Raw genomic sequence first — 25,672 nt, 5'->3', positions numbered from 1 at the left:
ATATCGCTTGGGCAGGGGCACCATAGGCGGGTCTTGATCACAACTGAATTGTATGGCTAGCTATTTCAGAGATAACAAAATCGGATGATTGCGATGACGACGCTGGATGTGGATGCGGTGCAGGCCTTTGTCGCGATTGCCGATTTTCAAAGCTTTACCCGCGCGGCGGAGTTTCTCGGCAGCACCCAAGGGGCGATCAGCGTCAAGCTGAAGCGGCTCGAAGATCGGCTTGGCGTCAGGCTATTGGAGCGGACGCCCAGGCAGGTTCGCCTCTCGGCGCAGGGCGCCGTCTTCATCGCAGGTGCACGCGAGTTCCTCGCCGCCCATGAGCGGGCGCTGGCCGGGCTGTCGTCGACACGCCGCCGCTTTGGCCTCGGCATTGCGGCGCACGTCGCCGGACCCGAAGTGCCGACATTGCTGGCGCGGCTTTATGCCCACGACCCGGGACTGTGCATCGAAGTCCGACTGGAAACGTCGCGAAACCTGCTTGGCGCCTTCGACCGTGGAGAACTCGATGCCGTGATCATCCGGCGCGACGAGGATCGGCGCGACGGCGAGACGCTTGGGCCGGAGCATTTCGGCTGGTTCGCGTCTCCTGGCTTCAAGCGCGCACCCGGTGAGCCGCTGCGCCTGGCAGCGCTGGCGCCGCTTTGTGGCGTGCGCGATATTGCGACACGCGCGCTCGACGCGGCCGGCGTTCCCTGGGTGGAAGTGTTCGTCGGCGTATCGACGGCTGTCAACGCCGCCGTCTCGGCGGGGCTCGCCGTCGGCCCCTTCTCCTGTCGCCTTGCGCCATCAGACACGATCGAAGTCAGCAAGCAGTTCGGCCTGCCGCCGCTTCCATCTTCGGAGATCGTCCTGCATTCGACCCTGACCGACGCGCGATCCCGCAAGGCCCTGCAAACCCTTGCCGCCGCCTTCCGGGAGCGACACGCCGCGACGATGGAGGCCGACGACTCGTCGGCTCGAAAGGTCTGGCCGAAGATCGAGCTTTCGGCATCCTGAGTGCCGCGGGCGAGACCGATCGTGGAAGCCTTGCCCGCTGGCGCTATGTAACGATTAAAAAAAAGCTACAGCGCTGAAGTCTGCGGCGTCCCGGCCTGAATCAAAAGCGATTTCGGGGGCGCCATGGGCGGAAAATTACCGCGTGGTGCCGAAGCGCCGTTGCTCCAGGCCGATCCGGCGCGCCGGCGCCGATGGCGCCTTGACCCAGCCCTGGCCGGTCGGTGGCTTTCTGTCGGGCTTGTTGGCGCTCGGCCCCTTAAGCCAGCGAATGATGGCCTCGAAGCCGTGTTTGGCGAGGCGCTTGGTGATCCGCAGACTGTCGTCGTCGAGATCGCAGGCAACGCCGATTTCCCTCCAGTCGAGCTTGTTGCCGGTCTGCGGTGGCATTGCCCGCCTCACCACGAAGTCCAGCATGTAGTGGCGGAGGTTGTCGTAGTCGTGTTTGGGAAGGGCGCGGGCGAGCCGCAGCTCGCAAAACGATGCAATCTTTTGATGAAAATTGTGAACCGGGGCAGTCAATGGGGGCATGTCACTTGCAACTCATACGTGGTTAGCCGGCGAGACGCCGGGGTACGGGCAGCTAAGTGAATCGCGTTAATGAAGCGTTTAGCCTGTCAGTGATTGCATCGAGCCCGTGCGGACCAATCGGTAAGGGCGGCCAATCCCCATCCGTGAAAGAAGGCCTTGAGGTTCTGGTTTACGACCACCGCAGCGCCGCGGTCGTTACAGGGGAATCCCACAATCGCAACTCTTCCTCGGTCAGAAGGGCGAGCGTGATCGACAGGCCCTGCATGTCGAGCGAGGTGACGTAGGTCCCGACGAGCGAGCGCTCAATGGCAATGCCCCGCTCCTCCATGAAGCGGCGGGCGGCGTTGTACGCCAGGTAAAGCTCGGCAGGTGGGGTTCCGCCAAGGCCGTTGACGAAGAGCAGCGCCTTGGCGCCGGGCTGCATCGCGATGTCGCCGACGATCGTTTCGCAGAGCTGGTGGACGATTGCGTCCGAGGCGGTGAAGGGCTGCCGCGAATGCCCGGGCTCGCCATGGATGCCGATCCCGATTTCCATCTCGGCAGCACCCAGGACGAAGGTGGTGCGTTGCGTGTGCGGAACCGTCACGCCGTTGAGTGCGACGCCCATCGACCGGATCCGCGCGCTCAATCCGTCTCCGAGCCGCTTCAGCGCCTGAAGCGGCATGCCTTGCTCGGCACCAGCACCTAGCAGTTTCTCGACGATGAGCGTTCCGGCAACCCCGCGGCGTCCGCGACCTTCCCCCACCCGTGGCGTTTCGATATCGTCGCTGACAACAACCATTTCGAAGTCGTGGCGGCTGGCCGCCATCTCCATCGCCATCTCGAAGTTCATGATGTCGCCGTCGTAATTCTTGACGATCAGCAGGCAGCCATTGCCGGTATCCGTCTCTTCGATGGCGCTGATGATCTGGCTCGGCGTTGGCGAGGTGAAGACGTGACCGATGCAGGCTGCGTCCAGCATGCCCTGGCCGACGAAGCCGATATGCATCGGCTCGTGGCCGGCGCCGCCGCCGGATATGACGGCAACCTTGCCGGCCCGAAGGTGCCGCCGCCGAACGCATTTTCGGTCCGCTCCGAACACGACGAACGACTCATGGGCGCGCACGAAGCCTTCGACGCTTTCGGCCGCCATGGTTTCCGCAGTGTTCATAAACTTCTTCATCGAGCCCCTCCCAAGGCGGCGACTGTGCTACCGTTCAGCGGCGTGGCCTGCATATGGACCTCATTCCGACCCACCCGAGATCGCGGCGATCTTCTGCACGAGTTCGGAGATCGCTTCCTCCAGCAACCGGTTCCGCCGCTCGTCGCCAAAATCGGGGACCATCAGGGACAGGTGACGCAGCTTTTCCGACGATCCGAGCTCCGGCAGTTTTCCAGGATGCGCAGCCTGATAGGCGGAAAGGAACCGCTCCTGCTCGGCAGCGCTGAAATGACAGACGCGGAAGATCGTTGCGAGATGACGGGCCGGCAGCGGCGTCGCATAGGTGGGGCTGGTGATCTGCGTGACGAAGCTGCGGTGTTTTCCAAGCTCGGTCGCGAGCCGTTGGCGCGTCCCGGATGGCCGGTTGTCGATGATCTGCGCCAGAACGGTTTTGTAGGCGATGATGGCGTCTTCGTTGTCTTCGCGCGCCATTCTAGTCTCCGGCTGCCCTGGTCCCGTCGGCATTCAAACCGACAAGCGCCGATCCTATCGCGGGACGTTGTGCCGGCGCCACGGAAAAATGTCTGAGCCCTGCCGCAAGCAACGCCGGCAGGAAGGACGGATTGCCAGCCATATCCCCGCATATGCTGACGGGCTTGCCGGCGGTGAGTGTCATCGCCTGGGTTATGAGGCGCAGGACGGCCGGAGCCGCCTTGTCGCGATAAGCCCTGATGTCGGATCCGTCGCGGGCAGATGCCGCCAGGTACTGCGCGAGATCATTCGTGCCGAAGGAAAAGAACTCGGCGTTCTCGAAGGTATCGAGCATCAGCGCTGCGGCCGGCACTTCGACCATCATGCCGATTTGTGGAAGGCGATGGGCTATCTTGCGGCGAAGCAGCAGCGCGGCTTCCTCGGCAAAGATCTGCCGCATGTTGTCGATCTCGGAAGGAAAAGTCACCATCGGCAGCAGCACACGCAGTTTGCCGAACAGGGCTGCACGCAAGAGGGCGCGGGCCTGAAGCCGGGCGATTTCCGGTCGGGCGAGAAGCAGCCGGATACCACGCATGCCCATGGCGCCGGAATCGTCATCAAGGCCCGCGAGTGGCTTGTCCCCACCGATGTCGAGCATGCGGATCGTCACGGGCTTGCCACCCGCCCATTCCAGCGCGCGACGATAGATCTGGAACTGCTTGTCTTCGTTGGCGGCGTCCGCAAGTGAGCGCACGGCGAATTCCGAGCGCATCAATCCGATCCCCGCAGCCGTTGCCGCATCGATGCCGTCGATCTCCAAGGGGTCGTTGACATTGATCGACAACTGGATGGAGACGCCATCCGATGTTTGCAGACTGCCATGGTCGATGGCAGCCGCATCGGTGTGTGGCGGCACGCGAGCCGGCACAGGCGACAGACCCTCTGCTTGCGCATCGAGAAAGACCATGCCGGCATCGCCGTCGATCCGCACCTGGCTGTCTGTGGCCACGTCAAATCGCCCGCAGCCGATTACCATCGGGATAGACTTCGCGCGAGCAAGCAGCGCGACATGGCCGGCGGCGCTGCCGCCAAAAAGCACGATGCCGCCCCCGGCGGACCAATCATGGCCCAGGAACCGGCTCGGCTCGATGTCCTTGCCGACGAAAATCGAGCCGGCCGGAAAGTCTTCGACCGGTGTGCCGGACAAGATGCCGAGCACGCGGTTCTTCATGTCGAGGATATCGACGGCGCGGGCGCGCACCTCTTCCTCATCGGCGCCCTCGAGTTCGGCAACATGGGTATCGATGGCGGCCACCCAGGCAAAGACGGTGTGCTCTCCGGCACTGACGCGCTCTTCGGTCATTTCGGCGATCGTCGGATCGCGCAAGACCTCGATCTGGAAGTCGATGATATCCCTGCTGTCGCCGTCCACCCGATCGGCGAGATCCTGAAGCGCGGAGATCGCTGTTTCGACGGCCTCCGCCAGCGTTCCTGGGCCCGATGTCCCTGGTGCAACAGGCACGGAGACCAATGCCGGTCTGTCCGCAAGATAGACCGGGCCGGTTGCGATACCTGGGGAGGCGCCCGTCGCCCGGAGCTTACGTGGTTCGGCCATGCTTCTTGTCTTCATCGAAGTTTCGCTCGATGAGTTCCTTGAGCGCGCGGATCGCTTCCTCGGCAAGAATGCCGTCCGCCCGGATCCTGAGGATCGAACCCTTCCTGATCCTTGCGCCCATGATCTTGATGATGCTCTTGCCGTTCAGCCAGATGTCGCTGCCGTTGACGGCGACTTCGATCGAGCACGGAAACGACTTCGCAAGCCGGGTAAAGGTCACGGACGGCCGCGCATGCAGCCCCACGCCATGCTTGACCTCGATTTCCGTCTGGCATGTGGCGGCCAATGGCTCGACCTCTCCCATGGTTAGTCTCGATCCGCTCATCAGGGCGACAGCTCCTCGGCGGTCGCGACCACCTTCGAAAGGGACGCCCCGCCAGACGCTTCCGCTGCGGCCATGACCGCGCCCTCGACCAGCGGCGCGTTGCAGATTGTCACTTTGGCGGCTCGGGGCATGCCCAGCATTTCGATGGCCATCTCGCTGTTGGTCTCGGCGCCGCCGAGATCGACGAAGACGGCGACGCCCGCCTCCGACCAGGCGTCTTCGATCGCGCGCAGGATGCCCGCGGCATCGGTACCGAGCTCGCCTTGGACATTGCCGCCGGACCAGGCGAGCGGCACGCTGTCGCCAACCATCTGCCTGACCATGTCGGCGATGCCTCGCGCCACCAGCGGCGAGTGCGAGACGATGACGATGCCCACGTTCACGGTCGTTGCGGTCATTCCGGACGGTTCTCCTCAAGGTATCGGCAAATCGCCATCGTCAACAGCGCGCAGCTGGATGCGCCGGGATCCACATGTCCGATCGAACGGTCGCCGAGATAGGCCGCGCGTCCGCGCATTGCCTTCATCGGGGCGGTATCGCCGGCGGATCGTTCTGCCCGGCGGGCTATATCCGACAGCCGGGACCGGTGCGCAAGCGCATCCTGCACCGGATAGAGCACGTCGAGCAGCGTCTTGTCGCCGACGGCCGCACGGCCGCGCCGAGCTACCGCATCAATGGCGCGCTTCAGGATGATTGGAAACGCGTCATCGGCTTCCTCAGCCCGAAGTTCGCGGCCCATTTCCATCAGCAATGTGCCGTAGAGCGGCCCGGCGGCGCCGCCGATGTTCATCACCAGGGTCAGGCCGATCTTCTCGACGGCATCGGGCAGAGGCAGGCTGGTAAGATTGGCTTCCTCGGCGCTGACGGCTTCGCAACCGCGCTGCATGTTGGTGCCATGATCTCCATCGCCGATGGCGCGATCGAGCGCGCACAGATGGTCGCTGTTTGCCGCGATGGTCGCACGGCAAACTTCGATCAACCCGGCAATCAGCATCGGTTCCATCTGCACCAGCGCCCTCCCAACCGCTTCGCCGCCTTATGCCATGGCGGCCGCGACCTCGAATACGCCGGCGACCGCAACCGCGCCCGGATCCGGCACGCCGTCGAGATCCTTTTCGCCGACATAGGAGGCACGTCCGGCCTTGGCCTTTTTCATGGTCCTGGTCGATTCGGCGCCGGCCGCCGCAGCTTCAGCCGCCGCCGCAACGCTGCCCGAGGTCAGGGCCTTGAGCGCCGGGGCAAGCGCGTCGACCATCGTGCGATCACCGACCTCGGCGCCACCATAGAACGTCATCCGGTCAAGCCCGGCAAGAAGTGCGGCGGCGATATCCGGCTTTTCCGTCATCGCCTTGGCAGCAGCGGTGAAGAAGATCGACAGGAGCACGCCGCTCGATCCGCCCATGCTGGTGCTGAGGATGTCGCCGATCGAGGCCAGCGTCGCGGCCGGCTGCTTCAGCGGCAGCCCCGAGAGCCTCGCCAACACGCTGCGCGCGCCGGTGGCAACCGTGGAGCCCGTGTCGCCGTCACCGACACGGCCGTCGAGCCTGTTGAGCTCACTCTCGAGCGAAACCAGATGTTCGCAGAGCGCCGCGATCAGCCGCTTGGTGCGCTCGTCGTCGCTGGCTGCAACCGCGCCATTGGATTTGGCGGCGACCTTCGGTGCGGGAAGAACGACGATGGCGTGGCGTTCGACAGCGGGAAGCCATGCGTGCGGTCCGACCGCTGCCGTCAGCGCCGCCTCGCGGCTGTCGTCGAGCGCAATCAGCGAGAGCGAGAAACCGTTCATGTTGAGCGCCGTCATCATCGGCGCCGGCCCGACGATCAGCTTGACGCTGGCGGCGAGCGGGGACGACAGCACGGCATTGGCAATGACGCTCATTTCGAGCGGTGGTACGGCGCCGAGGTTGTTGATCAACAGCGCGTGCGGCCCGGTCTTGTGCTGCGCTGCCGCAAGCCGCGCAGTCATGGTGGCGACGATATCGGCGACCGGCTGAAGCGCGATCCGCTCGACACCCGGCTCGCCGTGGATGCCGAGCCCGAGCTCGCCCTCGGCCTCGCCGAGGCGATCTTCGTGCGCCTGACCGGGGACGCTGCAGGTGCTAAGCGACATGCCGAGCGAAATGATATCTCCGGCCGCCTTGGTCGCGTGGGCTGCGACCGATGCCAGGTCCTCGCCAGCCTCGGCATGAAAGCCGGCGATCTTGTGGACGAACAGCGTGCCGGCGACGCCGCGCGGCTGGTTGATGTCCGGTATGGCGATATCGTCGGCGACGATAACCATTTCGACATCGAAGCCTTCGGCCCGCGCCTTCTCGGCGGCAAGGCCGAAGTTCAGCCGGTCGCCGGTATAGTTCTTGACGACCAGCAAGGCGCCTTTCGGGCCTGTGACGGCCCGGATCGCCGTCAGCACCGCATCAACGCTCGGCGAGGCGAAGATTTCGCCCGACACCGCCGCCGTCAGCATGCCCTTGCCGACGAAACCCGCATGCGACGGTTCGTGGCCGGCGCCGCCGCCGGAAATGATCGCGACCTTCGACTTGTCCCAGTCGGCACGCAGGATCACCTTGATCTCGGGGAAGGTATCCAGACGGGCAAGGCGTCCCGCACCACTGGTCAAAAGCAGACCATCGACCGCTTCGGTGACGATGTTTTCCCGACGATTGAAGAAATGTTTCATGGAATGGTACCCGTCTGTTTGTCGTTGCATGCCGTCTTCGTTTGACCTTTGCGGCTCAGGCGAGCCGTTGTCCACCCGCATCGAAATAGAGCGGATCGCGCAGCGTCAGATTGATCCGGTCGCCCGGCCGGATCTCGATATAGGGATCGGCGAGCGTGACGAGCTTGTGATCGCGGACGCGGATGTGCAGATGGTTCTGGTCGCCCAGATGCTCGATCCAGTCGACTTGCGCGTTGGTATTCTGGTTGACCGCGATCTCGAGATGTTCGGTCCGGGCTCCGATCGTCTTCGTGCCCGCCGGCGGTGTGGCGCCTTCGAGCAGGTCGGCCGGCAAGAGGTTGATGTGCGGCTGGCCGAGCCGTGCGGCGACATGGAGATTGGCGGGATTGGAGTAGATCTCCCGGGGTGTGCCGACCTGCATCAGCTTTCCCTCCGCCAGAATGCCGATACGGTCGGCCATGGTCATCGCCTCCACCTGGTCATGGGTGACGTAGAGCAGTGTCGAGCCCAGTTCCTTCTGGATGCGTTTGAGCTCCAGCCGCAGTTCCGAGCGCAGCTTGGCGTCGAGCGAGGAGAGGGGCTCGTCCATCAGGTAGATCGACGGCCTGCGCACAAGAGCGCGACCGATGGCAACGCGCTGCATCTCGCCACCGGACAGCCGCGTCGAGCGGTTTTCCAGCTTGTGGTCGATCCGCACCATGCGGGCAATCTCGCGCACCCGCCGGTCGATCTCGTCATTGGACAGTTTTCGAACCGGCGCTTTCAGGGGAAAGGCGAGATTTTCATAGACTGTCATGTGCGGATAGAGCGAGTACTGTTGGAAGACGAATGCGACGTCCCGTTCGGCCGGCGCCTGACCGGCGACATCCCGGCCGGCAATGTCGATGCGGCCGGTATCCGGCTTTTCCAGGCCGGCGATGAGGCGAAGCGTCGTTGTCTTGCCGGCCCCGGTCGGTCCCAAGAGCACGACGAACTCGCCGTCGCGGATGGTCAGATCGAGATTGCTGATGGCCTGGTTGTCGCCGAAGCGCTTGTTGAGGCCCTTGAGAACAATATCAGCCATGCTGGCCTCCCGAATAAAGCGATGAGGCGACCGCGCGACCTGACTTGCAATCGAAGAGCGCGAGGTTGGCGGGGGTGAACTCCAGCCCGACAGTTTCGCCGATCTGGAAATTGCGGTTCGCCGGCACGCGCGCCTTGATCAACCCGCTACCGGTTTCAATGGCCACGACCTGGTTGGTGCCGAGATATTCGCTGCCGTAGACGGCCCCGCGCAGCGGTGAGGCATCGCTGAAGCGGATATGCTCCGGTCGCACGCCGAGCGCAAGTTCGCGCTCCTCGGTATCCTGGTGGATCTCCGGCACGATGACGTCGACGCCGTTGAGCGAGATGGAGGAAGCTCCCTTTCGCAGGCTCGATGTGAAACGCATGAAGTTCATCGGCGGCGAGCCGATGAAGTCGGCGACATACATGCTCGCCGGCTTGCGGTAGATTTCTTGCGGCGTGCCGAACTGCTCGATGACCCCATGGTTCATTACGGCGATCTTGTCGGCCATGGCCATGGCTTCGTGCTGGTCGTGGGTGACATAGACCGTCGTTGCGTGCACGCGGTTGTGCAGTTCTCGCAATTCATGAACCATGACCTCGCGGAACTCCGCATCGAGGGTGCCGAGTGGCTCGTCCATCAGAAAGCATTTCGGCCGCCGGACGATCGCCCGGCCAAGGGCGACACGCTGCCGGTCGCCGCCGGCAAGCCCCGAGACGGAACGGTCGAGGATATGGCTGATCTGCAAGAGCCGCGCAGTCTCTTCGACGCGCTCACGGATTTCCGCCCTGGGCATGCCCTGGGATAAAAGCGGGAAACCGATGTTCTTGCGCACGTTCATGTGTGGGTAGAGCGCAAAGAGCTGGAAAACGAAGGCGATGTCGCGGGCGCTGGCCCGGTTGAAGGTGACATCCTCGCCATCGAGGTAGATTTTGCCGCTCGTCGGCAGCTCAAGCCCGGCGATCATGCGCAGCGTCGTCGTCTTGCCGCAGCCCGATGGCCCAAGGAGCGCCAGGAACTCGCCATCGTTGACAACGAAGCTTGAATCCTGGACCGCGACGAAATCGGCGAATTCCTTGCGAAGGTTCTCAATTCTGATCTCGGCCATTGGTCACTCCGGAAATTTCGAAACGATGATGAACATCACCGTGCCTGCGAGCAGCGTCACCAGCGAATAGGTGTAGAGCACCAGCGCAAACGGCTGGAACAGCATCAGGAAGCCGGTGGCGATCAGTACGGTCGCGATGGTCTCCATCGGGCCGCGCCGGAAGAAGAACGGCCGCTTTGGAGAGGTCTTGGTGGGTGTCCGCGTCAGGTCTGTCATTTGCGCACCGCTCCGAAGGTGATGCCGCGCAGCAATTGTTTGCGTAGCAGAATGGTGAAAACCAGGATCGGGACCAGGAAGATGGTCGTGCCCGCCGCGACTGCCGGCCAATCCTGGCCGCCTTCGCCGATGATGGTCGGGATGAACGGCGGCGCTGTCTGCGCCTGGCCCGAGGTCAGGAGTGCCGCGAAAGCATATTCGTTCCAGGCAAAGATCAGGCAGAAGATGGCGGTCGCGGCGATGCCCGTGGTTGCCTGTGGCAGCACAACCTTTCGAAACGCCTGCAGCCGGGTGTAGCCGTCGATCATCGCGGCTTCCTCGTATTCCCGCGGGATCTCGTCGATGAAGCCCTTGAGCAGCCAGACGGCGAGCGAGACGTTGACGGCGGTGTAGAGCAGGATCATGCCGAGCGCGGTGTCGGACAGGCCAAGCTCACGGTACATAAGGTAGATCGGGATCGCGACGGCGATCGGCGGCATCATGCGGGTTGACAGGATGAAGAACAGCAGGTCGTCGGCAAGCGGCACCTTGAAGCGCGAGAAGCCGTAGGCCGCCAGCGTTCCGAGGAAGACGGCAAGGAAGGTCGAGCCGAACGCGATCACCAGCGAATTGACAAAGCGCGGCAGGAAGTTCGACGGACCGGCGATCACCATGTTGCGCTTGCGGGTGACCTCGTCGCAGGTGCTGGTCGGTTCCGGCAGGGCGGCGATGTAATCAGGCGTCTGCCGCGTCCTCGTCGTGAACAGGTTGCAATAGCCCTCCAGCGTCGGCGTAAAGACGATCTTGGGCGGATAGCTGATGGAGTCCGGTGGTGACTTGATGCTGGTCAGGAAGATCCAGACGAGTGGGATCAGCGTGATCAGGGCGTAGACGATGACGATCGTGCCGGCCACGCGTTTGCTGGTGTCGCTCGGCGCGACGACCGAATGGGCGGTGTTGGCGGAGCTCATCGTTGTTTCACCTTGTTGAGGGCTTTGACGTAGATGTTGGCAAGGCCGAACACCGCGACGAAGAGAATGATCGCGAAGGCGGAAGCCCGGCCGGTTGCCCAGCTTTCGAAGGCCGCACGCTTGAGCGTGATCGAGGCGACTTCGGTGACGGACCCGGGCCCGCCGCCGGTCAGCAGCGTCACCATGTCGAACATTTTGAAGTTCTCGATGCCGCGGAAAAGAACCGCGAGCATGATGAAGGGAAGGGCCATCGGTACGGTGATCGACCAGAACTGCCGCCAGGCAGAGGCGCGGTCGACTTCGGCAGCCTCGTAGATGTAATCGGGGATCGAGCGCAGCCCGGCGAGGCAGATCAGCATCACGTAGGGCGTCCACATCCAGGTATCGACGATGATGATCGCCCAGGGCGCCAGCGAGACGTCGCCGAGCATCCGGATCTCCGAGGTCGGAATGCCGGTGACCATCGAGGCGGCATAGGCGAAGAGGCCGATCTGCGGCTCATAGAGGAAGCGCCAGAAATTGCCGACGACGGCCGGCGAAAGCATCATCGGGATGAGGATGATCGTCGTCCAGAAGGCGTGGCCGCGAAACTTGCGATCGATGAAATAAGCGAGCGCAAAGCCGATGACGGTCTGCAGCACGATCGTCCAGAAGACGAAATGCGCCGTGGTCTGCATCGCCTGCCAGATATCAGGATCGGTCAGAACGCGTTCGTAGTTTCTAAGGCCGACGCCTTCGACGGCTGCGTTCGGCCGGTTGGCGCGATAGTTGGTGAAGGACAGATAGATTGCCCAGAGCAGCGGAAAGATATTGATCGCCAGCAGCAGGGTGATGGCGGGGGCGATGAAAGCCCAGGCGATCGCCCTGTCGGAGAGGCCGCGTACCCGCCGGGCGATCGGCGCCGGCGTCGCCATCGCGGCCGTCTCGGCGATGGAGGAATGGGAAAGGGTCAAGGTGTCACCTGGTCTTTTGGGTCGAGATTGCGCGGCGGCCCGGCCGAAAAACGATCGGGCCGCACTTAGGGGCAAGAATGCCGGCGTGTGGGACCGGGATCAGATCTTGCCGTCTTCCTCGAACACCTCGGTCCAATCCTTCACCAGGCCGTCGAGTGCTTCCTTTGCGGTGCCGTTGCCGGCGATCACATAGTTGTGGACGCGCTTCTGCATGTCCTGGAGCAGGGAGGCGTAGCTCGGCTCGGCCCAGAAATCCTTGACGATCGCCATGGAGTCGAGGAACGCCTGGGCATAGGGCTGGCTGGAGGCAAAGCCCGGTGCGTTGACGACGGCCTTCAGGCAGGAGTAGCCGCCGAGTTCCCACCACTTCGACTGCACGTCAGGCTGGGCGAACCACTTGATGTACTGAAGCGCTGCATCCCGCTTTTCAGAATAGGACACGACCGATATGCCCTGTCCGCCGAGCTGGGCGAAGTGCGCCTTCTCGGCTGGATTGGGGAAGAAACCGATGCGATCGCCGCCGACCTTCTCGTCCTTGTAGAGGCCGGGCCAGGTGAAGGCGAAGTTCATCTGCATCGCCACCTGCCCCGATTTGAAGGCATCGGCGGATTCGACCATGTAGACGTTGGAGCTGCCGGGCGGTGTGCAGCAATCGTAGAGCGCCTTGTAGAATTCGAGGCCCTTCACCGTGTCGGGCGAATTGACGAAGCCTTCCATCTCATAGGGCTTCTTAGGGTTTTCATACTGGAAGCCCCAGTCGTAAAGCACGTTGGTGACACCCATGGTGATGCCTTCCGAGCCGCGCTCGGTATAGATCGAGGCACCATAGACGGTCTTGCCGTCGACTTCGCGCTTCTGGAAGAACTCGGCGATCTGCTTCAGCTGATCGTAGGTTTTCGGCGGGCCGAGATCCCAGCCGTATTTCTCCTTGAATTCCTTCTGCAGTTCCGGCTTTTCGAACCAGTCCTTGCGATAGGTCCAGCCGACGACGTCACCCATTGCCGGCAGCGCCCAGTAGTTCGGCGTGTTTTTCGGCCATTCCGAGTAACCGACAACGGTCGCCGGCACGAAGTCATCCATCTTGATGCCTTCCTTGTCGAAGAACTCGTTGAGCTTGACGTAGTGTCCGTTCTCCGCCGCGCCGCCGATCCACTGGCTGTCGCCGATGATCAGGTCGCAGAGTTTGCCTTGGGAGTTGAGTTCGTTGAGAAAGCGGTCGGCATAGCTGGTCCACGGCACGAATTCGAACTTCATGTCGATCTTGGTCTTGGCGGTGAAATCCTTGGACAGCTCGACCAGGGCGTTTGCCGGGTCCCAGGCGGCCCAGCACAGCGTCAGTTCTTCGGCCTTGGCCGCATTCGGCAAGGCTGACGACAGGGCAAGCGCCGAGGCGAGCCCGAGAAGGGCTTTCAATTTCATCTGCATGAGTTCCTCCCAGAACTGAAAAGCCGGCTCCCCGCCAGCGTCGAAACGGTATCGACTTCAATGAATGCTCACATGAACTCCTCACGTGTCATGTTTAGCAATATGTTTAGTGAATAGCATTTTTGTAAACAACGCAAGCGGCAATCGTTGCTGCGGTGCACACACGGTCGGACACCGCGGCCGTGTTGAAAGACGGTTGAAGCGTCTGAAGCGTGCATCCGTTTGGCCCATGAGGTCCCGCGAACCCCGAAATACGACGAGGCCCAACCACGTTGCGGTGATTGGGCCTCGTTTATGCGCCGGCAGGTCGAGCGGAACAGCCTGTCGGATATGAAGGTCTACGGTCTCAGGAGAACGTCAAGGCGCGGTCGCCGTCCGCATCCTTGATGCGGGTCGGAAGCCCGATCCGGTTGAGGATATCGAGGAACGGGCGCGGCGGCAGTTCTTCGACATTGACCATCTGCTTCACGTCCCATTCGCCCGATGCGATCAGCATGGCGGCGGCGACCGGCGGGACGCCGGCGGTGTAGGAGATGCCCTGCGATCCGACTTCTTCGAAGGCTTGCCTGTGGTCGGCCACGTTGTAGATGAAGACTTCGCGTTCCTCGCCGTCCTTCAATCCCTTCACGAAATCGCCGATGCAGGTCTTACCCTGATAGTTCGGTGCCAGCGACGACGGATCGGGCAGGACTGCCTTGACCACCTTCAACGGCACGACCTCGAGGCCTTCGGCGGTCTTTACCGGCTGCTCCGACAGGAGACCCAGGTTCTTCAAGACGGTGAAGACGTTGATGTAGTGATCGCCGAAACCCATCCAGAAGCGCACGTCGGCGCCGTCCATGTGTTTCGCCAGCGAATGAACCTCGTCGTGGCCGGTCATGTAGGCCTTGCACTTGCCGACCACCGGCAGGTCGTATTCCTTGCCGACTTCGAACATCGAATTGGTCTGCCACTGGCCGTTCTGCCAGGAATAGACGACGCCGGTGAATTCGCGGAAGTTGATCTCGGGGTCGAAGTTGGTGGCGAAATATTTGCCGTGGCTGCCGGCATTGATGTCGACGATATCGACGGCGGTGACCTTGTCGAAATACTCATCCTTGGCGAGACGCGCATAGGCGTTGACCACGCCCGGGTCGAAGCCGACGCCGAGGATGGCGGTGACGCCCTTTTCCTTGCATTCCTGCGCACGCTTCCATTCGTAGTTTCCGTACCACGGCGGCGTTTCGCAGATCTTCTTCGGGTCTTCGTGGATCGCGGTGTCCATATAGGCAGCACCCGTATCCATGCAGGCACGCAGCACCGACATGTTTACGAAAGCGGAGCCGACATTGATGACGATGCCGGCCCCGGTCTTTTCGATCAGTGCCTTCGTCGCCTCGACATCCATGGCGTCGAGCGCATGCGCTTCGAGTGTTACGTCGGTCTTCAGGCTCTTCTTTTCGCGGACCGAGGCGACGATCGCGCGGCACTTTTCGACCGTTCTGGATGCGATATGGATGTCTCCCAGTACATCGCAGTTCTGTGCGCACTTGTGCGCCACGACCTGAGCCACGCCACCGGCGCCGATGATGAGAACGTTCTTTTTCATTTCGGGTGTTTTTTCCTTTTTCTTCGGGGATGAGAGGAGCTTGGAGCGTCGTGCGTTCGGAAGAACGCACCAAGGACGCTCCAGCCCTTTGATTCCAATGCATCCTGTCCGCCTTCCGAGATTTCGCGGAAGGCGGGATGCTTTTATGAGAGGCTCTGTTCGTAGTCGGCGAAGGAAAATTCGCGGACAAGCCTGACGCTGCCGTCAAGATCTCTGATGGCGATCGACGGCATGCCGACGCCGTTGAACCAGTTCTTCTTGACCATGGTGTAGCCGGCCGCATCCTGGAACGAGACGCGGTCGCCGACCTTCAACGGATCGGGAAAGCGAAACTCGCCGAAGATATCGCCGGCAAGGCATGACTTGCCGCAGATCATGATGCTGTGCGGACCTGCATTCGGCTCGACCTTGGCGCTTTCGCGGTAGATCAGGAGGTCGAGCATGTGCGCCTCGATCGAACTGTCGACGATGGCCAGATCCTTGCCGTTGTTGAGCGTGTCGAGGACGGTGGTCTCGAGCGTCGTGCTCTTCGTGATCGCGGCTTCGCCGGGCTCGAGATAGACCTGGACGCCATGGCGGCCGGAAAAAGTCCTCAGGCGCTCGCAGAAGGCATCGACCGGATAATCGTCGCCGGTGAAGTGAATGCCGCCGCCGAGGCTGACCCAGTCGGCGCGGGAAAGCAGGGCGCCGAACTTTTCCTCGATCTCAGACAGCATCCGGTCGAACAGATCGAAATTCTTGTTCTCGCAGTTGTTGTGAATCATGAAGCCGCTGATGCGGTCCATCGCGGCCTCGATCCTGTTCGCATCCCATTCGCCGAGCCGGCTGAAGGGGCGGGCGGGGTCGGCAAGGTCAAAACTGGACGAGCTCATTCCGGGATTGAGGCGCAGACCGCGGGCAATGCCGGAGGCTTTGTCGGCGAAACGGTCGAGCTGGCCGATCGAGTTGAAGATGATCTTGTCCGCATGGCCGATCACCTCGTCGATTTCGGTGTCGCCATAGGCGACGCTGTAGGCATGGGTTTCGCCGCCGAATTTTTCGCGCCCGAGGCGCACTTCGTAGAGCGACGAAGACGTCGTGCCATCCATGTATTCCCGCATCAGATCGAAGACCGACCAGGTGGCGAAACACTTGAGCGCAAGCAGCGCCTTGGCGCCCGACTTTTCGCGCACATAGGCGATCTTCTCCATGTTGCGAAGCAGCTTCGCCTTGTCGATCAAATAGTACGGGGTCTGGATCATGATGTGCCTTGTGTCTTCAGAAGCTTGTGGTGTCGGTGGAACGAGGGGGCTATCTGACGGTCAGCCCGAGCACTCGCCGTTTCATCGTACGGGCGGCAAGCGAGATATTGACCGAGCGCTTCGAGCGGTAATTCGTAGCCAACGTTGCGACATCGCCCGCCTCGTCGATCATTGGCGCCGTGGGCAAACGCTCGGGCAGGCAAGCGCTGTTTGCCGCCGACGCCGGACAGAACAGCTCTCCTCTCACCGAGCCGAGCCAGATCATTTCGTGCTCGGGCGACCGCCTGACAACGGCCGCAGCCTCAAGAAAATCCGCTTGAGCGACGGCATCCTGCGGGTCGAGACGAAGGCGTTCCTGGCTGGCGTGGATCGCTGTCGCAATCCCATGCAGATCCGATTTGGGCCTGCGCCACAGCAGATATCGCCCGTCGATCAGGTCGATATACTCGTCGAGCATGGCGACGGGCAGCAGTTCTTCGGCAAACTGGCCGAAGAACTGGAAGGGATCCGCGGAGCAGGCCGGCTCGCGGCTTGCGCCGCTGCCCTCTGACACTTCTGGCTCGAAGTCGACAATGCGGGCGACCGAAACGGCGATTTGCGGCCAGTTCGAAAGCGCCTGATCGGCCAAGCGCGGCATGAGCCCGGCGTGCGACCAGAGCGCATGGATGACGGCAAGGCTGACGCGCGCTGTTGCGTTGAATTCGAAATGCTTAGGGCTGCATGCGCCGGCCGCCCGTCGTGCGCCTTCCAGCGTGTCGCAATCGAAGAGGTCGGCAAGCGCCGCCGGGCTCTCGCCGAATGCGGATGCGATGTCCAGCTCGGTAAACACGCCCGAGTGCCAGCTGTCAGTTTGCGGGAGATTTTTCATTGCATGCTGTCGAGAACTTAGAGCCTGCTCGCTATCAGGAAGTCCGCTCAAAGCGGCGCGAGGCGGCGATCGATTTCATCGTCTCAGCCAGTAGGGAGATAGCTGGGATGGCGTGACATGCCCCGGTCGCGCACGATAAAAGCCGCGGCCGGGTTACGATCCCGCTTTGAGGCGCACGGGTTCTCGAAGGGCATATGAAGTCACGATCAACATGCCACTATCGTAAATGCGACGGCGCATATGTCAAGGCGATGCGCCCGATGTGCGCAACCGCCGCACCTTCGTCGGCCCTTTGGCCGTTGGTGGGGTAGCGGCCTTTGTCCGATCTCGGCCGCGAACGTCCAGCGACCGCCGTGCCGTCGCCGAGTTGAACGGAAACCCGGCGAAGTCTGCCCCCGCGAACTCTGCATTGGCCGTCGCCCGGAACCAGAGGTGGTCCCAAGCAGGCGCGCTTTCCGCGGAACCAAAAACGGGTGGGGCGTCATGGGCAGAAAAAAATCCCGGTGGCTACGGGAATATTGGAAGAGCGATCCCGCTCCGGCATGAGTTCTGGTTTTGCATTGATTGAGAACCGGGCACCGAGCTGTCACATTAACGGGGTCGCTCGACGCGCAGCCATCCTCCCGGCTGCGAGAGCGATGTTCCCTCTGGAGGTCATACACCTCTCAATTTGAGGCCGCCGTCTGAACGGTGGCCTTTTTCTTTTTGGCACCTCAACAGGACCGGCAAAATCACATCCTAAATCGCACGGACTTGCGGACTCGAAATCTCCGTGGTAACGTTCCCACGAGTTCATGCCATGGGAGGGCGTGTTTGATGCAGCGGAGGCGGCCGACGATCATTGACGTCGCGCGAAAGGCGGGGGTGTCCAAGAGCACCGCCGGCCGGGCACTCTCCGGCGCGTCCAATGTTACCGACGAGGCGCGCGAGCGTGTGCTTGAGGCTGCCCGTGCCGTCGGCTATGAGCGCAATGATCTCGCCGTCGGCATGCGGTCCGGGCGCACCGGCCTGCTTGGCCTCGTCATTCCTGATATCACCAACCCGTTCTGGGCCGAGGTTGCGCGCGGCGCGCAGGACCGTGCAGCCGAAAACGGCACCTCGCTTCTGGTGTTTTCCTCCGATTGGGATCATGGCCGCGAGGCCAGCCATCTGCGGGCTTTGCGGCAGGCGCGGGTCGATGGCGCCATCATCAATCCGGTGGCCGACAGCTTCGACGACCTCGACCGGTTCGGGCTGCCCTTCGTCTTGATCGGCTCGAGTGCCGAGCGTTTTCCGGCCAATTCTTCCGTCGGTTCGGATATCGCTCAGGCGGTCAGGCTCGGCATGGACCACCTGGTTTCAAAGGGACATCACGCACCTGCGCTGATCCTCGGGCCAAAGTCGCGTATCGCGCGGGCCCGGTTTCTACGGACCTTTCATGAGCATTGCGTCGAGCGCGACATCGACCCGGCAGCACTGCCGATGGAAGATGGCGAATACACCGTCGAAGGCGGGCGCACGGCGATGATGCGGCTGCTTGAGCGCGACCGGGTCGGCCATCTCGCTGTTTTCGCCGCCAACGATCTGATGGCGCTCGGCGCCATGGTGGCCGTGCGCGAAGCCGGGCTTCGCTGCCCGGAAGATGTCTCCATCCTCGGCTTCGACGGCATTCCCGCAGGCGCATTTTCCTGGCCGGGACTGACGACGGTCGCCAAGCCCGGGCGCGAAATCGGCGTGCGCGCCGTCGACTGCCTGTTCGATGAAATCGCCGGCCGCCCCGAGCATGGCCGGGTGTTCATGCCCTGCCGGCTGGTCGAGCGCGGTTCGCTGGCCGATCTGTCGCTTAACCAGCCCAGACGCGCAGCAAGCTCCGGGAGGGGGTAGGAATGACCAATCGTGACGAGGCGGTGATCTCGCCTAAATTTGGGAACGTTCCCAAATCGAGCGCACGCAGCAGGACGGGACGCGTTGCGCTCGCCGCCGACGGCTGGCGGCGGTGGTGGCCCTATTACGTCATGATGGCGCCGGGCATCCTGTTCTTTCTCGTCTTCCATTATCTGCCGATCTGGGAGGCGCGCATCGCCTTCGAACAGGTCCGGATCGTGCCGCCCAACATCTGGGTCGGTATCAAGCATTTCCAGGTGCTGTTCTCCTCGCCGGTGTTCTGGCAGGTGCTCGCCAACACGCTGATCATCTCGGCGATGAAGATGGTGTTCTTCCTGCCGGTGCCGATCATCGTCGCGCTGCTGTTGAACGAGGTTCGCGGCGGCTCGCTGCGCAAGTTCATCCAGTCGGCGATCTATCTGCCGCATTTCCTGTCCTGGGTGGTGATCGCCGGCATCTTCATCGCGGCGCTGTCGCCGACCGACGGTGCCGTCAACAATCTCATGGGCATGGCCGGCATGGCGCCCCGGTCGTTCATGACCGATACAGGCGCCATCCGCTGGGTGCTTGTCTTCACCGAAATCTGGCGCTCGGCCGGCTGGGACAGCCTGCTCTATCTCGCCGCCATCATCGCCATCGACCAGCAGCTCTATGATGCCGCCGAGATCGACGGTGCCAACCGCTGGCAGAAGATCCGCCACGTCACGCTGCCGGGCATCGTGCCGACGATCGCGACGCTGTTCATCCTCAATGCCGGCATGTTCCTCAATGCCGACCTCAACCAGGTGATCAACCTCTCCAACGATGTGGTGCGCAGCAAGATCGATATCGTCGATACCTATGTCTACCGCATCGGGCTGCAGACCGGCGAGTACTCGCTGGCAACGGCTGCCGGCCTGTTCAAGGCGGTGCTCGGCACGATGATGATCGTGATCGCCCACTTCGTTTCCAAACGCCTGACCGGGAAGGGAGTCTGGTAATGGCCCTGTCGCGCAAGACCCCGATCGAACGCATCGAATATGCGATTATCGTTTCGACGCTGCTGTTGCTCGTCGTCGTCACGGTCCAGCCGATCCTCAATCTGCTCGCCGTCTCGTTGTCGGAGCCGGCCAAGGTGCCAGGCATGAGCGGTCTGACCATCATACCCAGGGGGTTCTCCTTCGAGGTCTGGAGCGTTCTGCTGCAGCACCCCAACGTGCAGCGCGGTATCTTCAACTCGATCTTCATCACCGCTGTCAGCACCGTGATCGGTGTCGTCGGAACGGCATTGATGGCCTGGGGGCTTTCGAGGCCCGGCTTGCCCGGTCGCAAGGCGCTGTTCATCCTTGTTCTCGTCACCATCGTTTTCGAGCCCGGCATCATTCCCGATTATTTCGTCAACAAGCGCCTGGGCCTTCTCGACAGCTACTGGTCGGTGATCCTCTTCAAGGCGGTCAATGCCTGGTACCTGATCATCCTCATCCGCTTCTTCGAGGAGATCCCGAAGGAACTGCTGGAAGCCGCAGAACTCGATGGCGCCAACCCTTTCCAGGTGTTCTGGCACCTGGTCCTGCCACTCGCCAAGCCGGCGCTTGCGACCATCTCGCTGTTCTACCTCGTCTTTCACTGGAACGAGTTCTTCCGCGCGATGATCTATCTGAACGACCAGGGCAAATGGCCGTTGCAGGTAGTGCTGCGCCAGTTCGTCATCGACGGCGACAAGGTCGCGATCGTCGGCGCCAACAGCGCCAGCAACAACACCGGCGCCAGCCAGATCGATCTGAGGTCGCTGAAAGCCGGCATGATCCTTCTGACCATCGTGCCGATCCTGGCGATCTATCCGCTGATCCTGAAATTCTTCACCAAGGGAACCATGAGCGGCGCGCTCAAGGGGTGACGAAGACACCAGTTCCAACAAAGAAGCCTATCTAAACGGAGGAGACGAAATGCTTAGAAAAATGGTCCTGCTGGCATCGACAGCCCTGGCGCTCAGCCTTGGTGCGGCCGCCCCGACAATGGCCGAACCGGTCAAGATCCGGGTGGTGTCCAAGGACTTCACCCCGTCCAACCCCGACGACGTCAAGCACCTGCAGCGCATTGAGGAAGCGCTCCGGGCGCAGGGCACCGATCTCGACATCGAACTCGTCGATCTGCCGTCTTCCGGCTATGCCGACAAGCTGTCGGTGATGCTGCTTTCGGGCGATATCCCGGACCTGATCTATTTCCAGGGCGGCGACGCCAAGATGGTCGAGCAGGGCGTGCTTGAAGACCTCGGCCCGATGCTGGCCGACACCAAGTACCTGAAGGACGCGCTGTGGCCGCACAATGTCGAGCGCCTCAAGAACTATCCGTATCTGCTCTACGTCTATCCGGTGCGTGGGCCTCAGCCGGTGATCCGCAAGGACTGGCTGGAAAAGACCGGCCTCAAGGCGCCCGAAACCGTTGAAGACTATGTGACGCTGTTCAAGGCGATCAAGGACGGCGACCTCGACGGCAACGGCGTTGCCGACAGCTACGGCGTGACCACGGCAGACAACACCAACGAGCTCGATTCCATCTTCAACCAGGCCTTCGGCATCACCGGCACCTGGATGAAGAACGCAGGCGGCGAGTGGGTCCATGCGCGCATCACCAGCCAAGAGAAGGACAAGATCGCCTTTTACGCCTCGCTGCGCGAGCAGGGCCTCTACGATCCTGAATACATCACCACCAAGTTCGACGTGAAGGAAGACAAGTTCTACACCGGCCGTGCCGGTGTGATCTTCGGCTCCTCCGGCGAGGTTATCGACATTTATGGCGGTAAGATGCGCCAGGTTCATCCGGGCACCGAGCTTGTGCTCCTGGCGCCGCCGAAGGGGCCGGGCGGCCAGGGTCTCTCAGCCGTCGACGTTTCCAAGGAATCCCGTGGCTTTGCAATCTCGAGCATCTCCGAGCACAAGGCCGAAGTGATGAAGCTGCTCGACTTCATGGCCAGCCCTGAAGGCCAGATGTTCGACCGCCTCGGGTTCGAGGGCCAGGAATACACCAAGGACGGCGACGCCTATAAGGTCACCGACAAGATCGCCACCTGGTACGCCCGCTTCATGGTGGCGGCCAACTGGACCCCGCCTGTCGTCTGGCAGTCGGAAGCGGCCCAGCAGTCGCTGGCGACGATCCAGAAGGATTTCAAGCCGGACAACACCTTCGTCTGGCCTGCCGATTACGCCGCCGATCTCGACGCCACCGAAAACGTCTACCGGTCCTGGGTCTACAAGTTCATCTCCGGCGCCGCCAAGATGGATCAGTGGGACCAGTATGTCGCGGAGTGGGAAGCGGCTGGCGGAAAACGTCTCAACGAGTATGCAAGGACTGTTCTCGATGCAGAAAAGTAGCGTTCAAGGGCTCTCTCTCAAAGGGAGAGTCCGCGCGCTCATCCATGGCGTCGCACTCGGCGACGCCATGGGGGCGCCGGTCGAAAAGCTGCCGGCCGCCGAAATCGCGCAGCGATATGGCCGGGTGACGTCGCTGGACACCGAGTGGCACAAGATGTCGCTCGATGCCACGGCCCGCAACGGACGGGTGCGCGGCAACGGCATCGTCACCGACGACACGCTGATGACGCTCTGCCTGATGGATATCTATGGTGACGTCGGCCGGCATCTCGATGCCTGGGACATGGCTGACGGCATGGTCAGGCAGATCGCCTGGGTGCCGCGCTACGTGCCGGAACTGCAGCGCGAAGCCATGCTGATCGAGCGGTTGTTCTATCCGGAAAAGTGGATCTTCCAGCGCCATCAGCTGACTTCGTGCGACCCGCGCCAGGGCGGCATCGGCAACATGGTCAATTGTGGTGCCGCGATGTACGTGGCGCCGATCGGCGTCGTCAACGCCTGCGATCCGAAGGCTGCCTATGACGAGGCGATTGCATTCGCCTCCGGCCACCAGGAAAGCTTCGGGCTTGAGGCAGCCGGCGTGTTTGCCGCCGCTGTTGCTGCCGCCTTCATTCCCGGAACGGATATCGAAGGCGTGGTCGAAGCGGTTCTGGCGCTGGCCAAGGACGGCACACGCAACGCTATCGCCGATATCGCCGACGTCGCCCGCAGGCTCAAGGCACAAGGTGCAGATTACCAGACGGTTGTCGCCGCGTTTCATGCGGCCATCGCGCCCTATTCTCCCATGGGCGACGACGTCAACCACACGCCCGCCAAGGCGGGGCGGCTGACTGCCGCCTATCAGCCAAGCCGCCTCGGCTCGATCGAGGAGCTGCCTTTGGCGCTCGGCTTCTGCTTGTTCAACGACGGCGACTTCCGCCGCTCGATCGAGGACGGCATCAATTCCGGCCGCGACACTGACTCCATCGGCGTCATGGCCGGTGCGATCCTCGGTGCGATGCATGGCGAAGGCGTCATCGACGCTGCCGACCACGCGCTGCTCGACCGGGCAAACCGGCTCGACCTCACCGCTGCCGCCGATCGCTTCACCGAGGTGGCAACGACCATGCATGCCGCCGATCAGGCGGCCGCCGACAGGCGGACCAACTTCCGCGCCGCCCTTACCTTCTGATTGATAACGAAAGACGCATGATGCCCAAGCTCAGCAAAGAGACGATTTACGAGAAGATCTATGCCGGTTTCATCGGCAAGGCCATTGGCGTTCGCCTGGGCGCGCCGGTCGAACCGACGATCTGGAGCTATGAGCGCGTCCAGAAGACCTATGGCGAAGTCACCCAGTATCTGCGCGATTTCAAGAACTTCGCTGCCGACGACGACACCAACGGCCCGGTCTACTTCATTCGTGCGCTGCGCGACTACGGGCTCAAGGCGAGTGCTGCCGATGTCGGCAAGACCTGGGTGAACTATGCCGCCGAAGAGCACGGCATGTATTGGTGGGGCGGCTTTGGTGTTTCGACCGAGCACACCGCCTACCGCAACCTGCGCGCCGGCATTCCCGCACCGCAATCCGGATCGATCGCCCAGAACGGCGCGACGGTCGCCGAACAGATCGGCGGGCAGATCTTCATCGACAGCTGGGGCTGGGTGCATCCGGGCGAGCCGCAGAAGGCGGCCGAAGCTTCCGCCCGCGCCGCAAGCGTTGCCCATGACGGTGACGGCCTGAACGGTGCCCGCTTCTGCGCTGCTGCCATCGCCAAAGCCTTCGAGGCGACCTCGATCGCCGAGGTGATTGGCGCAGCCATGGCGACCATCGATGCGAAATCGACCTATGCCCGCGTGGCGCAGGCCGTCATCGATTTCCACAAGGCCAACCCGGGCAACTGGCGCGCCTGCCGTGACATGCTGACAGCCGACTGGGGCTATGACCGTTATCCGGGCGTCTGCCACATCATCCCGAATGCCGGCGTCACGGTCATGGCGATCCTCTATGGTGAAGGCGACCTGCCGCGCACCGCCGAGATTGCCACCATGGCCGGCTGGGACACCGACTGCAACGCCGGCAATGCCGGCGCCATTGTCGGCACGTTCCAAGGGCTTCAGCCCGGCTGGGACAAATACCGCAAGCCGATCAACGACTTCATCGTCGCGTCCGGCGTCGTCGGTTCGATCAACATCGTCGATATCCCGTCCTTCGCTCGCGAACTGACGGTGCTGGCGCTGCAACTGCGTGGCGATGAGGTGCCGGTTCTCTGGCTCGAAGATTTCACCCGCCGTGGCGTCCGCTTCGATTTCGACCTGCCCGGTTCGACCCATGGCTTCCGCACCGAAGGCTTCAACCAGATCAGCCTCAAGGGCTCGACCGAAAAGCAGGCCGAAGGCTCGCGCGGCTCGCTCGAAATCCAGCTCGACCGGCTCGAGCGCGGCCAGGGCGGGCGCATCTTCTGGAAGCCGTTCTATCGCCGCTCCGATTTCGACGACGAGCGTTATCGCCCGATGTTCTCGCCACTGGTGGATGCCGGCCAGAAGGTGTCGTTCAAGCTGTGGCTCGATCCGTGGAACGGTGACGGCAACCTGCGCGTCGCCCCCTATATCCGCCGGGCCATGTCCGGCGCGATCGAGGAAACCGGCGCGTGGCACGTGCCCAACCATGAAGGCTGGCAGGACTACGCATTCACCGTGCCGGAAGGTGCCGAAGCGATCGACGAGATCGGCATCCAGGTCGAATATTTCGGCCGTCTGAAATTCCTCGGCCGCCTGTTCCTCGCCGATTTCAAGGTCGAGGGCGCTGGCCACACCGTCATCGATCCGAAGGGCGAAGTGCAGGAATGGGGGGCGATCTCGCGCTTTACCTGGAACCGCGGTCACTGGACCCTGCAGGATGGCCGCATTCACGCCCATACGGCCAGCGATGCCGACATGTGGACGGGTCATTACTACGCCCGCGACGTCGAGGTTCTGGCCGATATCAAGCCGCTCGCCGGGCCGTCGCAGCTGGTGACGGCGCGTGTTCAGGGCACAAGCCGGTTTTATGCCGCCGGCTTCGACGGCGACGATGTCGTCATCCTCAAGGAGGATTTCGGTACCACCGTTCTTGCCCGTGCCCCGTTCAAGCGCGAGCTTGGCAAGAGCTACGGCTTCGCGTTCACCCTCAAGGGCGAGGCGTTGTCCTTCGCCATCGACGGAAAGACGCTGATCGAGGCGAGCGACGATCAGTTCGTCTATGGCATGGCCGGCCTTCGCCTCGGTGCGCTCGGTCGCATGAGCGTCGGAACGATCGAGATTGTCGAGACCGCCTAATCGACT

24 protein-coding genes are annotated in these 25,672 nt (G+C 62.4%); 7 read left to right on the top strand and 17 right to left on the bottom strand.

Going from position 1 to position 25,672, the window contains the following annotated elements; translation table 11 throughout:
- Window positions 1-93: 93 nt before the first annotated feature.
- On the top strand, window positions 94-1,005 hold the full coding sequence (locus BLJAPNOD_RS24625; RefSeq protein ID WP_199566022.1) for a LysR family transcriptional regulator: 912 nt from the start codon (window positions 94-96) through the stop codon (window positions 1,003-1,005).
- A gap of 135 nt (window positions 1,006-1,140) precedes the next feature.
- Here the strand turns inward: BLJAPNOD_RS24625 and BLJAPNOD_RS24620 are convergent, their stop codons facing one another.
- The 17 genes from BLJAPNOD_RS24620 to BLJAPNOD_RS24540 all read right to left on the bottom strand — a co-directional run bounded on the left by BLJAPNOD_RS24620 (window position 1,141) and on the right by BLJAPNOD_RS24540 (window position 17,156).
- On the bottom strand, window positions 1,141-1,533 hold the full coding sequence (locus BLJAPNOD_RS24620; RefSeq protein WP_115421772.1) for a hypothetical protein: 393 nt from the start codon (window positions 1,531-1,533) through the stop codon (window positions 1,141-1,143).
- Between the two features lie 169 nt (window positions 1,534-1,702).
- Complete coding sequence (locus tag BLJAPNOD_RS24615; protein ID WP_077501706.1) at window positions 1,703-2,695, bottom strand: dihydroxyacetone kinase subunit DhaK; 993 nt, start codon at window positions 2,693-2,695, stop codon at window positions 1,703-1,705.
- Window positions 2,696-2,755: 60 nt separating this feature from the next.
- Window positions 2,756-3,166, bottom strand: a complete 411-nt coding sequence (locus BLJAPNOD_RS24610; RefSeq protein ID WP_077501707.1) for a hypothetical protein — start codon at window positions 3,164-3,166, stop codon at window positions 2,756-2,758.
- Between the two features lies 1 nt (window position 3,167).
- A complete protein-coding gene (locus tag BLJAPNOD_RS24605) occupies window positions 3,168-4,760 on the bottom strand; it encodes a putative PEP-binding protein (RefSeq protein WP_115421771.1) in 1,593 nt (530 codons plus the stop codon).
- Window positions 4,744-5,085, bottom strand: a complete 342-nt coding sequence (locus tag BLJAPNOD_RS24600) for an HPr family phosphocarrier protein (RefSeq protein WP_077501709.1) — start codon at window positions 5,083-5,085, stop codon at window positions 4,744-4,746. The genes BLJAPNOD_RS24605 and BLJAPNOD_RS24600 overlap by 17 nt, the downstream gene beginning before the upstream one ends.
- Window positions 5,085-5,483 carry a dihydroxyacetone kinase phosphoryl donor subunit DhaM gene (gene dhaM, locus BLJAPNOD_RS24595; protein ID WP_115421770.1) on the bottom strand — a complete coding sequence of 133 codons (399 nt, stop codon included), beginning with the start codon at window positions 5,481-5,483 and terminating at the stop codon, window positions 5,085-5,087. The genes BLJAPNOD_RS24600 and dhaM overlap by 1 nt, the downstream gene beginning before the upstream one ends.
- Complete coding sequence (gene dhaL / locus BLJAPNOD_RS24590) at window positions 5,480-6,088, bottom strand: dihydroxyacetone kinase subunit DhaL (protein WP_115421769.1); 609 nt, start codon at window positions 6,086-6,088, stop codon at window positions 5,480-5,482. Before dhaL ends, dhaM begins: the two co-directional genes overlap by 4 nt.
- Before the next feature lie 33 nt (window positions 6,089-6,121).
- Entirely contained in the window at window positions 6,122-7,762 is a 1,641-nt protein-coding gene (locus BLJAPNOD_RS24585) for a dihydroxyacetone kinase subunit DhaK (RefSeq protein WP_115421768.1), read from the bottom strand.
- A 55-nt stretch (window positions 7,763-7,817) separates the two neighbouring features.
- Window positions 7,818-8,825 (bottom strand): ABC transporter ATP-binding protein, encoded by a 1,008-nt coding sequence (locus BLJAPNOD_RS24580; RefSeq protein WP_115421767.1) that lies wholly within the window; start codon window positions 8,823-8,825, stop codon window positions 7,818-7,820.
- Window positions 8,818-9,915 (bottom strand): ABC transporter ATP-binding protein, encoded by a 1,098-nt coding sequence (locus tag BLJAPNOD_RS24575; RefSeq protein ID WP_115421766.1) that lies wholly within the window; start codon window positions 9,913-9,915, stop codon window positions 8,818-8,820. Before BLJAPNOD_RS24575 ends, BLJAPNOD_RS24580 begins: the two co-directional genes overlap by 8 nt.
- A 3-nt stretch (window positions 9,916-9,918) precedes the next feature.
- Complete coding sequence (locus tag BLJAPNOD_RS24570; protein WP_077501715.1) at window positions 9,919-10,131, bottom strand: hypothetical protein; 213 nt, start codon at window positions 10,129-10,131, stop codon at window positions 9,919-9,921.
- Window positions 10,128-11,081 (bottom strand): carbohydrate ABC transporter permease, encoded by a 954-nt coding sequence (locus tag BLJAPNOD_RS24565; protein WP_077501717.1) that lies wholly within the window; start codon window positions 11,079-11,081, stop codon window positions 10,128-10,130. Before BLJAPNOD_RS24565 ends, BLJAPNOD_RS24570 begins: the two co-directional genes overlap by 4 nt.
- On the bottom strand, window positions 11,078-12,034 hold the full coding sequence (locus BLJAPNOD_RS24560) for a sugar ABC transporter permease (RefSeq protein WP_199566021.1): 957 nt from the start codon (window positions 12,032-12,034) through the stop codon (window positions 11,078-11,080). Before BLJAPNOD_RS24560 ends, BLJAPNOD_RS24565 begins: the two co-directional genes overlap by 4 nt.
- A gap of 99 nt (window positions 12,035-12,133) precedes the next feature.
- On the bottom strand, window positions 12,134-13,459 hold the full coding sequence (locus BLJAPNOD_RS24555) for an ABC transporter substrate-binding protein (protein WP_115421764.1): 1,326 nt from the start codon (window positions 13,457-13,459) through the stop codon (window positions 12,134-12,136).
- A 346-nt stretch (window positions 13,460-13,805) separates the two neighbouring features.
- Entirely contained in the window at window positions 13,806-15,047 is a 1,242-nt protein-coding gene (locus BLJAPNOD_RS24550) for a saccharopine dehydrogenase family protein (protein ID WP_115421763.1), read from the bottom strand.
- 143 nt (window positions 15,048-15,190) lie between these two features.
- Window positions 15,191-16,288, bottom strand: a complete 1,098-nt coding sequence (nspC, locus tag BLJAPNOD_RS24545; RefSeq protein ID WP_115421762.1) for a carboxynorspermidine decarboxylase — start codon at window positions 16,286-16,288, stop codon at window positions 15,191-15,193.
- 49 nt (window positions 16,289-16,337) lie between these two features.
- A complete protein-coding gene (locus BLJAPNOD_RS24540) occupies window positions 16,338-17,156 on the bottom strand; it encodes a hypothetical protein (protein ID WP_147294580.1) in 819 nt (272 codons plus the stop codon).
- An 816-nt stretch (window positions 17,157-17,972) separates the two neighbouring features.
- Between BLJAPNOD_RS24540 and BLJAPNOD_RS24535 the strand changes: the two genes are divergently transcribed.
- Genes BLJAPNOD_RS24535 through BLJAPNOD_RS24510 form a run of 6 tightly spaced genes read left to right on the top strand, consistent with a single transcriptional unit; the run spans window position 17,973 to window position 25,666 of the window.
- Window positions 17,973-19,019 carry a LacI family DNA-binding transcriptional regulator gene (locus tag BLJAPNOD_RS24535; RefSeq protein WP_077501728.1) on the top strand — a complete coding sequence of 349 codons (1,047 nt, stop codon included), beginning with the start codon at window positions 17,973-17,975 and terminating at the stop codon, window positions 19,017-19,019.
- Between the two features lie 2 nt (window positions 19,020-19,021).
- Window positions 19,022-19,999 (top strand): ABC transporter permease subunit, encoded by a 978-nt coding sequence (locus BLJAPNOD_RS24530; RefSeq protein WP_077501730.1) that lies wholly within the window; start codon window positions 19,022-19,024, stop codon window positions 19,997-19,999.
- Window positions 19,999-20,895: a carbohydrate ABC transporter permease gene (locus BLJAPNOD_RS24525; RefSeq protein WP_077501732.1), complete on the top strand. Its 897-nt coding sequence runs from the start codon at window positions 19,999-20,001 to the stop codon at window positions 20,893-20,895. Before BLJAPNOD_RS24530 ends, BLJAPNOD_RS24525 begins: the two co-directional genes overlap by 1 nt.
- Window positions 20,896-20,944: 49 nt before the next feature.
- The gene (locus BLJAPNOD_RS24520; RefSeq protein WP_244611070.1) at window positions 20,945-22,369 is read left to right on the top strand and encodes an extracellular solute-binding protein; all 1,425 of its coding nucleotides are present in this window, start codon (window positions 20,945-20,947) and stop codon (window positions 22,367-22,369) included.
- On the top strand, window positions 22,356-23,540 hold the full coding sequence (locus BLJAPNOD_RS24515; protein WP_115421760.1) for an ADP-ribosylglycohydrolase family protein: 1,185 nt from the start codon (window positions 22,356-22,358) through the stop codon (window positions 23,538-23,540). The genes BLJAPNOD_RS24520 and BLJAPNOD_RS24515 overlap by 14 nt, the downstream gene beginning before the upstream one ends.
- A gap of 17 nt (window positions 23,541-23,557) precedes the next feature.
- Complete coding sequence (locus tag BLJAPNOD_RS24510) at window positions 23,558-25,666, top strand: ADP-ribosylglycohydrolase family protein (protein WP_244611069.1); 2,109 nt, start codon at window positions 23,558-23,560, stop codon at window positions 25,664-25,666.
- Window positions 25,667-25,672: the final 6 nt, after the last annotated feature.

Origin of the sequence: Ensifer sp. M14 (genome assembly GCF_003355565.1) — a bacterium.
Taxonomy (GTDB): domain Bacteria; phylum Pseudomonadota; class Alphaproteobacteria; order Rhizobiales; family Rhizobiaceae; genus Ensifer.
Note: the sequence above shows the minus strand (reverse complement) of the source record. Positions and strands in the feature narration are given on the sequence as shown.